The sequence below is a fragment of the Psychrosphaera aestuarii genome (assembly GCF_017948405.1).
In the GTDB taxonomy this organism is placed as follows: domain Bacteria; phylum Pseudomonadota; class Gammaproteobacteria; order Enterobacterales; family Alteromonadaceae; genus Psychrosphaera; species Psychrosphaera aestuarii.
Window position 1 is genome coordinate 1,331,634 of record NZ_CP072844.1, and the last position, 16,661, is coordinate 1,348,294.

The 16,661-nt window shown below is 40.3% G+C and carries 11 protein-coding genes; 6 read left to right on the top strand and 5 right to left on the bottom strand.

Annotated elements, in window-relative coordinates; genetic code table 11:
• Positions 1–26: 26 nt before the first annotated feature.
• Positions 27–527, bottom strand: a complete 501-nt coding sequence (locus J9318_RS06000; RefSeq protein ID WP_210562145.1) for a lactoylglutathione lyase family protein — start codon at positions 525–527, stop codon at positions 27–29.
• Positions 528–624: 97 nt separating this feature from the next.
• Here J9318_RS06000 and J9318_RS06005 point away from each other — a divergent pair, with 97 nt between their 5' ends.
• Positions 625–1,509: a LysR family transcriptional regulator gene (locus tag J9318_RS06005; protein WP_210562146.1), complete on the top strand. Its 885-nt coding sequence runs from the start codon at positions 625–627 to the stop codon at positions 1,507–1,509.
• Between the two features lie 69 nt (positions 1,510–1,578).
• Here J9318_RS06005 and add read toward each other — a convergent pair whose 3' ends face one another.
• Complete coding sequence (gene add, locus J9318_RS06010) at positions 1,579–2,574, bottom strand: adenosine deaminase (RefSeq protein WP_210562147.1); 996 nt, start codon at positions 2,572–2,574, stop codon at positions 1,579–1,581.
• A gap of 173 nt (positions 2,575–2,747) precedes the next feature.
• Between add and tkt the strand changes: the two genes are divergently transcribed.
• The 3 genes from tkt (at position 2,748) to J9318_RS06025 (ending at position 7,223) form a co-directional block, all read left to right on the top strand.
• Positions 2,748–4,739 carry a transketolase gene (gene tkt / locus J9318_RS06015; RefSeq protein WP_210562148.1) on the top strand — a complete coding sequence of 664 codons (1,992 nt, stop codon included), beginning with the start codon at positions 2,748–2,750 and terminating at the stop codon, positions 4,737–4,739.
• A 165-nt stretch (positions 4,740–4,904) separates the two neighbouring features.
• The gene (epd, locus tag J9318_RS06020) at positions 4,905–5,942 is read left to right on the top strand and encodes an erythrose-4-phosphate dehydrogenase (RefSeq protein ID WP_210562149.1); all 1,038 of its coding nucleotides are present in this window, start codon (positions 4,905–4,907) and stop codon (positions 5,940–5,942) included.
• A 117-nt stretch (positions 5,943–6,059) separates the two neighbouring features.
• Entirely contained in the window at positions 6,060–7,223 is a 1,164-nt protein-coding gene (locus J9318_RS06025) for a phosphoglycerate kinase (protein ID WP_210562150.1), read from the top strand.
• Between the two features lie 179 nt (positions 7,224–7,402).
• Here the strand turns inward: J9318_RS06025 and pxpA are convergent, their stop codons facing one another.
• Positions 7,403–9,931, bottom strand: coding sequence for a 5-oxoprolinase subunit PxpA (gene pxpA / locus J9318_RS06030; protein ID WP_210562151.1), 2,529 nt, complete (start codon positions 9,929–9,931; stop codon positions 7,403–7,405).
• A 165-nt stretch (positions 9,932–10,096) separates the two neighbouring features.
• Here pxpA and J9318_RS06035 point away from each other — a divergent pair, with 165 nt between their 5' ends.
• Together J9318_RS06035 and fba are read left to right on the top strand one after the other, a co-directional pair.
• Positions 10,097–10,831, top strand: coding sequence for an alpha/beta fold hydrolase (locus J9318_RS06035; RefSeq protein ID WP_210562152.1), 735 nt, complete (start codon positions 10,097–10,099; stop codon positions 10,829–10,831).
• A gap of 173 nt (positions 10,832–11,004) precedes the next feature.
• Positions 11,005–12,039 carry a class II fructose-bisphosphate aldolase gene (gene fba, locus J9318_RS06040; protein ID WP_210562153.1) on the top strand — a complete coding sequence of 345 codons (1,035 nt, stop codon included), beginning with the start codon at positions 11,005–11,007 and terminating at the stop codon, positions 12,037–12,039.
• Positions 12,040–12,281: 242 nt separating this feature from the next.
• Here the strand turns inward: fba and J9318_RS06045 are convergent, their stop codons facing one another.
• Both J9318_RS06045 and J9318_RS06050 read right to left on the bottom strand, forming a co-directional pair.
• The gene (locus J9318_RS06045; protein WP_210562154.1) at positions 12,282–13,013 is read right to left on the bottom strand and encodes a glutathione peroxidase; all 732 of its coding nucleotides are present in this window, start codon (positions 13,011–13,013) and stop codon (positions 12,282–12,284) included.
• A 223-nt stretch (positions 13,014–13,236) separates the two neighbouring features.
• A complete protein-coding gene (locus tag J9318_RS06050; RefSeq protein WP_210562155.1) occupies positions 13,237–16,581 on the bottom strand; it encodes an amidohydrolase family protein in 3,345 nt (1,114 codons plus the stop codon).
• Positions 16,582–16,661 lie beyond the last annotated feature (80 nt).

Genomic DNA, 16,661 nt, shown 5'->3' on the forward strand with positions numbered 1-16,661 from the left:
ATCACCCACCGAAGCTAACGTTCAGGCTAATAAGCGCCAGCTGCGTAAGTTAATTCATAACTATGACTGTATATCTCTAGAATATTACCAAACGGGTCTTCCATATAAATCATGCGATATGGCTTCTCGCCCGGGTAATAGTATCTCGGTTTTTCCATGCGTTTTTTGCCACCAGCGGCAACAATTTTTTCAGCTAACTCTTCTAAGTTTGGGTCTTGAACACAAAAATGAAATATCCCCGTTTTCCAGTATTCAAAGTTGTTGTCAGGTTGTTGCTGGTTTTTAAATTCAAAGATTTCAACACCAATACGATCGCCTGTTGATAGATGAGCAATTTTGAATTTTTCCCAGTTGGGACCAAAAACATCAGTACACATTTCACCAATTGCGGACTTGTCTTCGTTAATTTCCGTCGGTTCCATAATCAAATACCAGCCCAAAACTTCGGTATAAAATTTAACGGCTTTTTCCACATCCGGCACTGAAATACCAATATGTGAAAAAGTTCTTGGATAGGTTGATGACATAATATATTTCCTACTTGTTCATTAGATATGGTGTATTTTAGGGGTAAATGCCATAATTAAAAATTATCATTTGGCATCAAAATGAGAACGTAGGGAAATGATTAATCAGGTTTGGTTGCGCACTTATTGCACGTTAGTTGATACTGGCCATTTTACAAAAACGGCAGAACAACTTTACATGACGCAGTCTGGCGTTAGTCAACAAATAAAAAAGCTTGAAGGTCAATTGGCGGTTCAATTGCTAATAAGAGAAGGCAAGTCTTTTACCTTAACAAGTGCAGGACAAGTGCTATATAAAAAAGGAAAGGAGCTTTTAAGTTCAATTAATGATTTAGAGCTAAGAATAAAAGAAGATAGCTCGACAGTTGGGAATATTTCATTAAGCAGTCCAGGAAGTATAGGCTTAAAGTTATATCCTGAGCTCTTAGCTCTTCAAAAAAAGCATCCAAATTTAACGATAGAGTATGCGTTTGCGCCAAATCAGATGATAATTAAACACGTTCAAAACAAGGAAATTGATATAGGCCTTGTCACACGTAATTCTTTGGAGCCTGACATACAATTTGAAGCTATAGGTCAGGAAGAGCTGGTGTTAGTCACACCCAAGAATACAATTAATCCAAGCTGGCAAAATTTAGAGACACTGGGATTCATTGATCACCCAGATGCGTCTCATCACGCTCAACTTTTGCTAGGCGCAAACTACAAACTGTTCACAACCGTAACTCAGTTTACTCGAACTGGTTTTTCTAATCAGATAGGTTTGATATTGGAGCCTGTTGCTCTCGGGCTCGGCTTTACGGTGTTACCCAAATTTACAGTTCATGCATTTAATCGTTGTGATGAAGTGATGGTTCATCGATTACCGAAGGCGGTATTTGAAACTATTTATTTGGTATCGAATAAAAAGAACTATAAGACTAAACGTGTTGCTTTTGTTGAGTCTAAGTTGATTGAGTTTTTAGAGGAAGAAGCGAGGTAATGTCGCTTCTTCCAAACTCTAGTAGGTGTGGTATCAGTTCGCCACCATATAAATGAATAAGACAGTGACTTAGCGCTTTGAGTCTAACAGAGCCTGCTTTTCAGCATCTGATAAGAACGCGGCCTTTACACCATTTTTTTGGATTTGGCTCAATTCGTCGCCGTTAAAGCCCAAAATATCTTGAGCAACACGGTATTCATTTAAAATATCGATATTGGAGACTGCAGGGTCGTCGGTATTCAAAAATACGTTTACACCATGATCAAAGAAAGTTCGCAGTGGGTGTTTTTTAATATCATCAATTGTGGCGGTTTGATAATTTGAAGTAGGGCAAGACTCAATTGAGATGTTATTTTCTACTAAGTAATCCATTAGCTTTAAGTCTTTGATGGCTGCAACTCCGTGCCCGATTCGGGTCGCGCCTAACAAGTTAATAGCGTCCCAAATGCTTTCAGGGCCGCGAGCTTCACCAGCGTGCACAGTAATATTTAAACCAGCGTCACGCGCCAATTTAAAGTGGTCAACAAACATCGTTGCCGGGAAGTTAAATTCATCGCCCGCTAAGTCTAACGCAATAACTTTATCTTTATGCGCTAGGATAGCTTGTAACTCTTTCATACAAGTGTCTACGCCAAAGGTGCGACTAAGAATACCAATTAGATTCGCTTTTACGCCAAAATCTCTGCTACCTGCGGCAACAGCATCAGCCACAACGTTTACCACCTCAGCCATGTCCAAGTTATAGGCCATTGCCATGTAGTGAGGAGAGAAACGCAGTTCGGTATAATCTATTTGCTGAGCTTTAGCGTCCGCCATATTTTCATAAGCAACGCGGTAGATAGCGTCATAATCAGCAAGTACAGATACGCCATAATCCAACTTTTGCAAAAAACCTAACAAATCTGATGACTGACCTTGAATTTGGGCATGCGGCGTAAATTCTTCTAGGTTACTACCTGGTAAGTCAATGTTGTGCTTTTGGGCAAGTTCCCAAACGGTTTTCGGCGCAATATTGCCGTCTAAGTGACGGTGTAGGTCAACCAAAGGAAGCTGTTTGTTGATCATGATTATCCATAATTGTGTTTTGATTAGAAGGGGCATTATAACGCAATAGAATTATTTGTAATTAACAAAGTTAATAGAAAATTCATAATAAAAGCCGTATTGACGTTGCTTTACGGGCCAAATTTAGGTCAAATAGCGACTTGCCCAAAACCAATATAAATATAGGAATTAGCATGGCGTCTAGAACAGACTTAGCAAATGCCATTCGTGCGTTAAGCATGGATGCGGTCCAAAAAGCAAAATCAGGTCACCCAGGAGCTCCAATGGGGATGGCTGACATCGCAGAGGTACTATGGCGTGGTTTTCTAAAACACAACCCAAATAACCCAAATTGGGCTGATCGTGACCGTTTTGTTTTGTCTAATGGACACGGCTCAATGCTAATTTACTCGCTATTGCATTTATCTGGTTACGATGTGTCAATTGACGACATCAAGAATTTCCGTCAGCTGCATTCAAAAACGCCAGGTCACCCAGAATATGGTTACACACCAGGCGTTGAAACAACAACAGGCCCGTTAGGTGCTGGTGTATCAAATGCGGTAGGTATGGCGATTGCGGAAAAAACCTTAGCGGCACAGTTTAACCGTGAAGACCACAATATTGTTGATCATTTCACTTATGTATTTTTAGGCGATGGCTGTTTAATGGAAGGCATTTCACATGAAGCCTGTTCATTAGCTGGTACATTAAAGCTTGGTAAATTGGTTGCATTTTATGACGACAATGGCATCAGTATTGATGGCGAAGTAGAAGGTTGGTTTACTGAAGATACGGCTATGCGCTTTAAAGCATATGGCTGGCATGTAGTAGAAAATGTAGATGGACATAACCCGGAGGCAATTGCGAATGCAGTTACTGAGGCACAATCTGTTATCGACAAGCCTTCAATTATTATTTGTAAAACAACAATTGGCTTTGGTTCACCAAACAAACAAGGTACTCATGACTGCCATGGTGCGCCATTAGGTGATGACGAAATTGCGGCAACTCGAGAGTTCTTAAACTGGCCACACGCACCATTTGAAATCCCTGCGGACGTTTATGAAATGTGGGATGCAAAACAAGCGGGTGACGAAGACGAAGCAACATGGAACGAACAGTTTGTTGAATACAAAAATGCGTACCCTGAACTAGCTGCAGAGTTTGAGCGACGAGTGATCTTGGGTGAATTACCAGAAGATTTCTCTGAAAAGGCTTACCAATATGCGTTAACGACACAGCAAAAAGCGGAAAGCGTTGCATCACGTAAGGCCTCACAAAATACGATTGAAGCGTTTGCTCCATTGTTACCAGAGTTATTAGGCGGCTCAGCTGACTTAGCCGGTTCAAACTTGACGCTTTGGTCTGGTTCAAAAGGTATTCAAGATGATGCTGCAGGTAATTATATTTATTATGGTGTTCGTGAATTTGGTATGAGCGGCATCATGAACGGTATTTCATTGCATGGTGGATTCATTAACTACGGTGCAACATTCTTAATGTTCATGGAATATGCGCGTAATGCGGTTCGTATGTCTGCATTAATGGGTATTCAAAATATATTCGTTTATACACATGACTCAATTGGCCAAGGTGAAGACGGCCCTACCCACCAACCAATCGAACAAATCGCAAATTTACGTATGACGCCAAATATGCATACATGGCGTCCAGCTGATGCGGTTGAGTCAGTTATAGCGTGGAAGTCAGCGTTAGAATATAACGAAGGTCCGAGCTCGTTGATCTTTTCTCGTCAAGGCTTACCAGCCCAAGAAAGAACAGAGCAGCAAGTTGAGATGATTCAGCAAGGCGGCTATATCCTAGTAGATAGTGATGGCGAGCCTGAAGTTATCTTGATAGCAACCGGTTCCGAAGTTGCTCTTGCAGTTGAAGCGGCTGCGCAGCTAAATTCAGCAGGAACGGCAACTAGAGTTGTTTCTATGCCGTGTACGAATCTGTTTGATGAGCAAGACGAAGCATACAAACAGACGGTTCTACCAAACTCGGTAACTAAACGAGTTGCTATTGAAGCGGCCCATGTTGATTACTGGCATAAATATGTTGGCTTTAGCGGTAAAGTAGTGGGCATGACGACGTTTGGTGAATCAGCACCGGGTGGCGACTTAATGAAACACTTTGGCTTCACCGTTGAAAATGTGATTAAAACTGTACAATCACTTTAAAATTTAGCTCGAGGCTTATTATCAAGTCTCGTTCTACAATTTAATATTAGATAAAAAGCGAGTATTATATGTGCTCGCTTTTTTTGTTTTATTCGTAAAGCAGTTTTATTTTTAGCAGTAAATGCTTTGCAAACTTACTTAGCAGGGCTTCAGGAAATTAACGTCATGTCAGAGAACGCTCGTCCTATTAATATCGCAATCAACGGTTTTGGTCGCATTGGTCGCAATGTATTGCGTGCTATTTATGAAACAAACCGCAGTGACGAGTTTAACGTGGTGGCAATTAACGAAATAGCCGATCCTGAAGGCATCGCCCACCTATTAAAATATGATACATCGCATGGTCGCTTTGGTTTTGACGTTCATTTAAATGAGCAACAAAATTTAGTGGTTGATGGTGATCATATTGAGCTTTTACATATAGAAGATTTACATTCGTTACCTTGGAAGCTTTTGAAGGTAGACGTAGTTTTAGAATGTACTGGCGTTTTCAAATCAAGAGAAGAGGGCGCATCGCACATAACGTCTGGTGCACAAAAAGTTATATTTTCGCACCCAGCAGACCCAGATGTGGATAACACAATCATTTTTGGCATTAATCAAGATTCATTAACAAACGATCATGATGTGATCTCAAATGGCTCATGTACAACAAACTGTGTAGTGCCTGTGATTCAAGCTATCGATGACGCTTTTGGCGTAGATAGCGGCACTATTACCACTATTCACTCTTCTATGCATGACCAACAGGTTATTGATGCCTACCATCCAGACTTACGCAGAACTCGAGCTGCAAGCCAGAGTATTATTCCTGTCGACACAAAATTAGCTGCGGGAATAGAACGAATATTACCTAAGTTTGCCGGGCGATTTGAAGCCATAGCGGTTCGTGTTCCTACAATTAATGTGACGGCGATGGATTTGAGTTTAACCGTCAACACGGACGTTACTATTAACGATGTAAACCAAGCAATTGTTACATCTTGTAATAATGGTCTTGCAGGAATATTAGGGTATACAGAAGAGCCTTTAGTTTCTGTTGATTTTAACCATGACCCGCATTCCGCAATTGTAGATGGCAATCAAACACGCGTTAGCCATAAAAGGTTAATCAAGCTTCTTGTATGGTGTGACAATGAATGGGGTTTTGCCAATAGGATGTTGGATACAACCGCCTCTTTAAAACCATTTTTGAAGCTTTAAACAAGCGAACTTAAACGTTTAGTTGCCATGTTAAATAATGGACTTGCTTGAGATAAATAATTAGAACCCAATTTAAACAATAAAATTATCGATATAAACAGAGTTGAAGGATTTGAAATGACAGTAATCAAGATGATGGACTTAGATTTAGCCGGTAAAACCGTACTGATCCGTCAAGACCTAAATGTGCCAGTTCAAAATGGTAAAGTGACCTCTGCTGTTCGCATTGACGCTTCTATTCCGACTATTCAAGCTGCATTGGATAAAGGCGCCAAAGTATTAGTAATGTCTCATCTAGGACGACCAACGGAAGGTGAATACAATGAAGAATTCTCATTACAGCCTGTTGTTGATAATTTAAATGAAAAGTTAAGCGCACCTGTATCGTTAGCTAAAGATTACCTAAATGGCGTTGATGCAAAAGCAGGCGAAGTTCTTGTTCTTGAAAACGTTCGTTTTAATGTTGGTGAGAAGAAAAATGACGATGTTTTAGCGAAACAGTATGCTGCCTTGTGTGATGTGTTTGTCATGGATGCATTTGGTACAGCGCACAGAGCACAAGGCTCTACGCACGGTGTTGCTAAGTTTGCACCAGTTGCAGCTGCCGGCCCTTTATTGGCGGCGGAACTAGAAGCATTAGGTAAGGCATTAGATAATCCGGCACGCCCGTTAGTTGCGATAGTAGGTGGCTCTAAGGTTTCTACTAAGTTAACGGTACTTCAATCACTGTCTACAATTTGTGACCAACTTATTGTTGGTGGCGGTATTTCTAATACATTTGTTGCAGCTCGTGGTTATAACGTTGGAAAGTCATTGCACGAAGTAGACTTAATTCCTGAAGCTAAACGTTTAATGGCTGAACTTGATATTCCTAATGTTACAGACGTTAGAGTCGCGACTGAATTTTCAGATACGGCCGAAGCTGTCATTAAAGATGTATCAGAAGTACAAGACAATGAGCAAATCTTGGACTTAGGCCCAGAGTCAGCACAAGCATTAGCAGACATATTAAAGAATGCAAAAACAATTCTTTGGAATGGCCCTTGTGGTGTATTTGAGTTTGATAATTTTTCTAAAGGCACAGAAGTGGTTGCGCAAGCGATTGCAGAAAGCGATGCATTCTCAGTTGCTGGTGGCGGTGATACGTTAGCGGCAATTGATAAATATGGCTTATCAGACAAAATCTCATACATCTCTACTGGTGGCGGTGCATTCTTAGAGTTTGTTGAAGGTAAAGTGTTACCTGCTGTTGAAATTTTAGAACAACGCGCTAAAGCTTAATCTAATTTTAGGCAGCAATAATTGTTTGTGTTCAGGCTTAATAAATTAAAGCTTGAACACAAACTCTTTTAGCTAAGTTTTTCAAAATTCAAAATTCAAAATTCAAAATTCAAAATTCAAAATTCAAAATTCAAAATTCAAAATTCAAAATTCAAAATTCAAAATTCAAAATTCAAAATTCACTTGGCGCTGAGTGATGTTGCTTTAAAGCGAATATGAGTCCCAGGTCTAGCTTGCGCTAACTTATTAACACCCTCACTGCTTAATGTTCCAACTTTGGGATAACCACCTAACGTTTGACGATCAGCCATCATGACAATTGGCATTCCGTCTGGGGTTATTTGTATCGCACCAAGTTGTATACCTTCAGGTGATATTGAAAGCGAATGTTTTAAGTCGTTGTTGTTCTGTTCAATATGCTCAATTGGCTGTAAACGCACTCCCATTCGGTCGGAGTCGGCTGAGACTTGAAAGGTTGTTCCAAAAAAGCTAGCTAGCAATTTACTGTTTTCGACTTCCAGTTCAAAAACATGGCTGCTAGTTACAACCTCTAGCTCTAAATGTTGTGGATAACTTGGCACATGTTTAAATGATAACGAGCGAATGTTTGTGCCTACTTTGCTTTTTCCCGTGCTCCCATTGTTGTCACCGTTGGTTGTTGGTACTTTCCCAACCAAAATATTATTGGTTTTGAGTACTGTGCCTAATTGCTCTCTTATACACGTAGAAACACTACCGAAAGAAGTCTCACTTAAAAATCCACCCGCCACTGCTAAATATATTCGTAATCCTGTTTTGGCGTAGCCTAGTTTTATGCGCTGGCCTACAGTTACTGGAATAACTTGCCATTGAGGTATGCTTTTACCATCGAGTAAGCATTTTACTTCTGCCCCTGTTATGCAAACAAAACCATTAGCTAGAATTTCAAATTCAGCGTTACCAAGGGTAATTTCAATACAAGGAGCATTGGGATTATTGCCTAACAACTTATTTGCCCAGTAAAAGGCAAAACTGTCGATTGCGCCCGATGTTGTGATGCCAAACTGAGAGACTTGATTTCTACCGGAGTCTTGCATCGTGCTAAGTGCACCGCTTTTAATCACCTTTAAAATTGGACTTCGAGTATTTCCCACTTGCTGCAAGTTTGCATTTGTTGTTTTAGAGAGGTTGGTGCTTGGCTTATTTTCAGAACCAGAACCAGAACCAGAACCAGAACCAGAACCAGAACCAGAACCAGAACCAGAACCAGAACCAGAGTATTGAGCTTTTAGCGTATTGAATTCAGCTATCTCAATTTCATAAAATGACACATTGTCGCCTGTTTTATAGGGAATAGGGCAATTGTCGTTTAAAGGATCAAATAGTGGCATTGGACATTGGCCAATAATATTCCATCCGCCGGGCGAAGATTGCGGATATATTGCAGTCATGTCTTCTGCTATTGCTACCGAACCGGCCGGTAAACTTGTTCTCGGCTGTTTATGTCTTGGTATTTGCAATTGCTTTGGGATACCTTTTAAGTAGGCAAAACCCGGGGCAAAGCCAATAGCGCCAACCTCATAAGTTGAACTAAGATGTAGGTCAATAATTTGTTGCTTTGTCAGCCCAGTATTTTTAACTATATGAGGCATATCTAACGAAACTTCATCACCATAATAAATAGGCAATTTGATAATGCTCATTTTTTGATTTTGGTGTTCGGTCAGCAGATTTTTTGCTAAACAAAATGCTTGATATAACAACTTTTTGACGCCTTCTTGAGCCAAAGTTGATTCAATTAACAGCGAGTTAAAAGCGATAGTGCTTACTTGAAGCGATTCATTAAACTGACTGTCCAGTTCATTTTTGAGCTGAACCAGTGATAATTTGCTGTTAGGAGCCAGCTTAAAAATGAATGAAGTGGGCGTCAAAATATCAAGGGTTAACTCGCTATCGATACTCAGTTTTAGCAGTTCCATTTCACTAGCTGCTTGCGGGTTATCACCATGCACGCAAATAGAAGTTGCGGAAATCTTTACAGGTAAACCCTGATTATCAATGACGCCTGAATGCGCTTTTAACATTTGTATTTGTTGAAGGGCATCTAAAAAATCAAGTTGTGCTTGTGGGTTCTTTGAGCCATCTTCTAGAAAACGAGGAGTCAGTTGGCCATTTGCTAAGTATCGCCTATCTGCGAATGCTTCAAAGATCAATGTAACGGAGTATTGTTCGGCAAGACTAACGACAAAGTCCGGCGCCGAGGACAATACCATGAGCGTTAAATTGCTATCTGGGTTGGTAAGGTTAACCTCTGCAACGGCTTTAATAACCGACTCTGCTATCTCTCTATTTTTCACTAAATCGTTATACAAGGCGCCATGTGGTTTTACATACTGAGGTAAATAATGTTCATCTCTTGCAATATAAATAAAGTCGGTTAATTGTTTTTTTAAACTAATAATGAGTTCGCGTTGTGGGAGTTTAACGCTTACACGACCAAAGTTTTGTTTATCTGGATAACTAGGGTGCGCACCAATTATCACGTTGTAATTTTTAGCGATACGAATGGTTGCTGCGATCGTTTCTTTATTTCCTGCGTGTCCACCGCAAGCTATGTTGGCCATATTAATGTGGGGCATAACGTAATGCTCTACACTGTTTGGCGTGATTAATTCGGTTTCGCCTAAATCACAGTTTAAATACATTCTATTCTCATTACTTAAGGCCATTTATCGCTATTAATCGCTTTTTCTGGGTGGATAATTATTAGCCAATAGCGACGGCTTCCGTTTTATTTTAGCTAATGTCATTATAGGCTTAAAAGTAAGACGGTGTGAATTGTAAGAGAAGCGAATTGCAAAGGGTATGAATTGAAAAAGATGTCTGAGTTTTAAATGAAAACAAAATTAGTGTTAATTCCGGGGACACAATGTGACTCTAGGCTGTGGGATAAACTTCGTTCTCTATTGTCATCAGACATAGATGCGACACACTTTGAAATACCTAAACTGCCGATTAACGAGGTGTTATTACAGCTGCATAAAGCTATACAGAGTGTGGCCGTTGAAGGGCAACCGGTATTCTTGCTAGGATTCTCATTAGGAGGCTATATCGCGTCATCGTATTTAGCGTCGCTTAATGAAGGTGATTTAACGCTTGATAGCGCAATTAATATTCAGTTTTTTATTTGTTCTAACACACCAACTGCATTACCAAGCCGAGAGTTGAGGCAACGCCGAAGGATAATCCAAAACATAGATGCAAAACCCTACTCGGGCGCAAGCAGCAGTCGCGTGAAATACATGCTGAATGAAATTCACCATGACGATGAAAATATGATTCAACTTATTCAGTCTATGGATCAAAAGCTCGGGGTTGAAAGCTTAAAGCATCAATTGAGCTTTACAGGAGAGCGTCGGGATTTAAAAGGTGTGTTTTGGGATGTGGCGAGTCAATTTTCTATTCAATTTTTAGCCAGTGACACCGACCCTTTATTAAATTATGAATGGCTTGAGACTTTACCTTCTTCGATAAAAGTTAAGCTGTGCAAAGGGTGCAAGCATATGTTGCCGTTAGAACGTCCAGACTTTATAGCCGATGCTGTAAATGCTGCAGTTTTAACAGGATAAGTCTCAAAAAGCTTATTTGAAAATAAACGTTATGTATTAAATAGCTTCCAAATTTTAATCTACAATTAAAAGAAATTGAAAAAGATGAAAGACATTTTGAAAGTCGTTCTGTAGAATTACAAAATAGATTACAAAAACTTTCAACACGAAGAAAAATTCGATAGGAGTGGAATGTGGCTTTAATTTCAATGCGCCAACTTTTAGACCATGCAGCCGAGTATGGTTATGGTGTACCAGCGTTTAACGTTAATAACTTAGAGCAAATGCGCGCCATTATGGCCGCTGCGGACAAAACAAATAGTCCGGTTATTGTTCAAGCATCAGCCGGTGCTCGCAAATATGCAGGTGCGCCGTTTTTACGTCATTTGATTTTAGCTGCAATTGAAGAGTTTCCTCACATTCCTGTTTGTATGCACCAAGACCACGGTACGTCTCCAGCGATTTGTCAGCGTTCAATTCAATTAGGTTTCTCATCAGTTATGATGGACGGTTCACTAATGGAAGACGGCAAAACACCGTCTGATTACGACTATAACGTTGATGTTACACGTCGTACGGTTGAAATGGCTCACGCTTGTGGTGTATCTGTTGAAGGTGAACTAGGCTGCTTAGGCTCTTTAGAAACTGGACAAGCGGGTGAAGAAGACGGTGTTGGTGCTGAAGGTATTTTGACTAAAGAGCAAATGCTAACAGATCCTGTAGAAGCGGCTGATTTCGTTGCGAAAACTAATGTTGATGCGTTAGCGATTGCTTGCGGTACTTCACACGGGGCTTATAAATTCACTCGTCCACCAACAGGTGACATCCTTGCGATTGACCGCATTAAAGCGATTCATGAAAGCATTCCAAATACGCACTTAGTTATGCACGGTTCGTCTTCTGTTCCTCAGGAATGGTTAGCAATTATCAATGAATTTGGTGGCGAAATTCCAGAAACATATGGCGTTCCAGTTGATCAAATCGTTGAAGGTATTAAATACGGTGTTCGTAAAGTTAATATCGATACAGACTTACGTTTAGCTTCTACGGGCGCGGTTCGTAAATTCCTTGCTGAAAACCCAAGTGAATTTGACCCTCGTAAATATCTAGCTAAGACAATTACTGCAATGCAAGACATTGTTGAAGCGCGTTATGAAGCGTTTGGTACAGCAGGTCACGCGGACAAAATTAAAGTTATCTCTTTAGAAAATATGGTATCTAAGTACTAATTCCTTATTAGATAATTTTACTTTCGATACAACTAGAAAGCTTTGCACTTGGCTTGTTTGAATTTTAAACAACTGAAGTTCAGAGCTTTTTTATTGCCTAAGAATATTACAAATGCCTTAATCTTAAAAAATAAAACTGTTGATGGCAGGGGTACTACACTTGATTACATTCAAAAACTTAAGCTTTGATGTAAGAGCGTTTTGGAGAATGAAAGGGCCAACAGGCCCTTTTTATATTTATACTAATTGGAAAAGTATTCTGCTAATTCGTCGCTACCGCCAATGTGTTTGCCATCGATAAATACTTGAGGCACTTTCTCACGGCCTGTCATTGCTTTTAGGCTTGTTAGTGTTGCTTGTTGTCCTAGTACAATAGTTTCAAACGGCATATTACGCTCGTTTAACATATCTATTGCCGCGGTACAAAATGGGCAACCAGGCTTTACAAAAAGTGACACTGGCACGGGTTTTTTAGCCTTCGGGTTAATGTAATCCAACATTGTATCGGCATCAGAAACTTCAAACGGGTCACCTGGTTTTTGAGGCTCAATAAACATTTTCTCAATTTTACCGTTTTTTACTAACATCGAATAACGCCATGAGCGCGTACCGAAACCGGCTTGCGCCATGTCTACCAACATGCCCATCTGTTTGGTTAGCTCGGCATTTCCATCTGGCAACATTGTGATATTTTCAGCCTCTTGTGAGCTAGCCCAGCTATTCATTACAAAAGTGTCATTAACAGATACACAAACAATTTCATCAACACCATTTTCTTTAAAAACAGGCGCTAATTCATTAAAGCGAGGTAAATGAGTTGAAGAGCATGTTGGTGTAAAAGCCCCTGGCAAGGCAAAAACAATAACAGTGCGGTTGTTAAAAATGCTGTCGGTACTTACTGTTTCCCATTGATTGCCTTTTTGAATGGCTATATCAACATTTTGAATGGTATAGCCTTCTTTGTTTTCAAACATAATATCTCTCTTTTTAATGTAACTAGTTAATAACTTATGTGGTTAGAGTAGAGGTGATTTGTTGTTTAGTATAATTGTATAAATTTAATATGTTGTTCAAATAAATTGAATCATGCACGTTCAGTGTTTGTTGCTGGTCGCAATATAACTTTAGCCAAAAATAAAAAAAGGGCCATAAGGCCCTTTAATAAAATAGAGATTGTTAATTTACATTAACTTTCTACTAATGATGCTTCCAGTGATACTTCTCTTCTTTTTGTTTAAGCTCAGTTGCGGTTGCAGTAGGCATCGCATTGATATTTAAACGGTCAAAGAAAAGAGGTTTTGCTTTGTAGTTACCGGTTGCTACTTCGTTCATGGTTTTAGCGTCAAATAAACGACCATTGATCATCGTATGAGATACATACTCTGACTTGCGAATATCCGAAAGTACATCTTCTTCAATGATCACGATGTCAGCTAATTTTCCGGCTTCAATTGAGCCCAAATCCTTGTCCATACCAAGTGCAACAGCACCGTCGTAAGTTGCTCCACGTAGTGCTTCCCAAGGAGTAAATCCACCTTGCGCCATCATCCACATTTCCCAATGAGCCGCTAAACCTTCACGTTGGCCATGCGCACCAATTAATACACGAACGCCATTATCACGGAGCGTTTTAGCGTATTTAGCTATTTCAATGTGGTTGTAGTGGTCTTCCGGCGCTTTTTCGCGACGAATAGACACAGGTTCTATAATATAACGAGGGGCAAAGCGCATTAGACGCTCGTTTTCCCATACGTTGGTTTTATCATACCAATAACGCTCACCAGATAAGCCGCCATAAGCAACAACAAACGTTGGGTTGTAAGCTGTTTCTGTTTGGCTCCACATTTGCGTTAAATCTTTATAGCCACGTGGAATATTTAACGAATGCTCTAGAGTTGTATGACCATCAATAACCATCGTCATATTTTGATATAACTTACCGCCACCTTCAGGTACAACATTTACGCCTAGCTCACGAGCTGCCGCTAAGACTTGCTGGCGGGTATCTCGACGAGGATGGTTGTAACTTTTAACCGACACGGCGCCGTTATCTTGAGTTCGCTTGATGTGGTATTTTGCATCATCGTAGCTGTCGATTTTAGCCGTAGCGCCAGGTGAATAACCCGCATAAAGAATACGACCAGTAGAGAAAATACGAGGTCCTACAATTTTACCGGTGCGCTGCAATTCAGCCGCTGCAAATATTTCACGATTATCATTGGAAGGGTCGTGAAGTGTTGTTACGCCAAAGCCAATAGACGAAAAGTTTTTCCAGTTTTGTTGAGGAATAATTTGACGTGTTCCTTGAGAGCCATGCGCGTGTGAGTCAATGATACCAGGCACCAAAGTTTTGCCTGAAACATCAACGGTTTTATAGCCTTTCGGAATTTGCACGTCGGAACGATTACCTACTTTTACAATTCGATTGCCTTCAACTAAAACAACACCGTTTTCAATTATCTCTTGCTTGTTATCGGCGTCACGCATAGTGACAACCTTACCACCTACGAGTGCTACTTTAGAGTCAGGAATGTCGGCTTTTACTTCAAAACTAAGATCGATGCCTTCGCTCGTTGGCTCTGGCAAGGCTTCATCGCCTTTTGCTAGATGCTTAAGAGTATCTTCTACCTTTCTTGAATAAAGAGTAGAAGCGTTTGACCAATGCAAAGTCTTGCTATCTGCTGACCAATGCATTTCTGAGCCACTTGTTTTAGATGCTTGGCCAACAGGAACCCAAGATGATTTTGGTCCAATTGACTGTAAAGTACCTACCTTTGAAAATGGCGCCACATAAGCATTGAATTGATAAGTAAATGCGATCCATTGGCCATTAGGCGATACTTTAAATTCGGTAACTTTGTCACCTTTTAAGACATCTCTTTGGTCAAAACCATCTAAATTTACTTCTACAAGTTTACGTTTGGTACCATAAGAACCTGATTGATATGAGGTATAGAAAATTTTGTCGTTATCTGCGCCAAAGTGCGCATCGCCGCCACTTTTGATAACGCGCTTCATTTTATCTCCGTCAATGTCTGCAACATAAACGCCAGGCTCCATTGACCATTCAGGAGAAGTTAAGTAGCCACCGGTAAAACGATTGAATACTACTTTTTCGCCATCTGGTGAGAAACGTGGTTGCATGTAATGACCCGGCTCAGTTGAGATAACTTTGCCTTTTCCGCCTCTAGCTTTAACAACACGAACGCTACCTAACTTTTCATCATTCCACGTTGTGTACGCAATGTATTTGCCGTCACGAGAGAAACTAGGGTAGAACTCGTCATGATCGTTTTGTTTAGTTAGTCGTTTTGTTTTACCAGACTTAACATCACGAATATATAATTTGCCTAATGCTTGATAAACAATTCTATCACCAGTAGGTGACATTGTTGCCCATCGAGTTTGTTTAACTTGAACCGTATCTGGGGCTACCTCTACAGCAACACGTATGGCTTTTTGAACTTGCTTTTCAACTGCAACATTAAATGGAATTGCAGTAACTTTTTTATCTTTAACATCAATGCTTTGGAATTTGCCATTGCTCCAAAAAACAATGTTTTTACTGTTTGGTGTCCAGTCAAAATAGGCATAGTTGCCTTCGGTACCAAATGTTTCCTGATGATCTCGTTCCATTTCAGTATATAAACGAGTATCAAGCCCACTCTTTAAATCTTTAATATAAAGAACTGTTTTTGTATCTTCGCGCTTTAGGTAAGCCATGTATTTGCCATCTGGCGACGGAGTAGGAATGACAGCACCACCAGCACCACCGATATAACGCTCTTCTTCACCAGTATCTAAGTCGTGACGAATAATATTAAACAACTCGGTCGTAGAATTTTTGTTATATTCCCAAACGCGACCGCTGGTCACATCCTGGGTGTAATATAAGTATTTTCCATCTGGGGAGAACTTAGGGTCTGTGATATTTTTCTGGTTAAATGCACCATAAGAACCAGCTTTTACTTTTGTACCGCTGCCACCTGTGTGGTGGTATAGCCATATTTCGCCAGCTGCAACAGAGCGAGAGGACATGACACCACGAGTCACTGCAATAAATTGGCCGTCAGGGCTCCAAGTCGGAGTATGGATAGTGTGACTTGTTTGTTTAGTAATTTGAACGGGGTCGCTACCGTCTGCGTTCATAACCCAAACGTTCATCATGCCATCACGGTCACTTAAAAACGCAATTTTAGAGCCATCAGGACTGTACGTCGCCTGCATGTTCCAGTCATAACCTAATACGAGTGGCGTCGCCTTGCCACCGTTGATTGGCATAGTGTATAGGTCTCCCAACATATCAAAAATGATAGTTTTACCATTCGGATGCACATCTAAATTAGACCATGTAGACTCATCAGTGTTGATTGAGATCGTTTTCATTTCACCCGTTGGGTTTTTTACGTCCCATTTTTTGTCTTCTTTGCTTGCAGCCTCTTCAGTCGCTGCGCTTTTGTCGGCGACAAATGCATGTGCAGGAGCAACATACGCCGAGGTTAAAGCAACACTTAGCAGTGTTAGTTTTAATGCGTTTTTCATAGGTAATCCCTGAAATATTGTTATTGTTTTAAAAACTAAAAATAGTGTACTTAGCTTTTACGCATACGTCACCTTCTTGC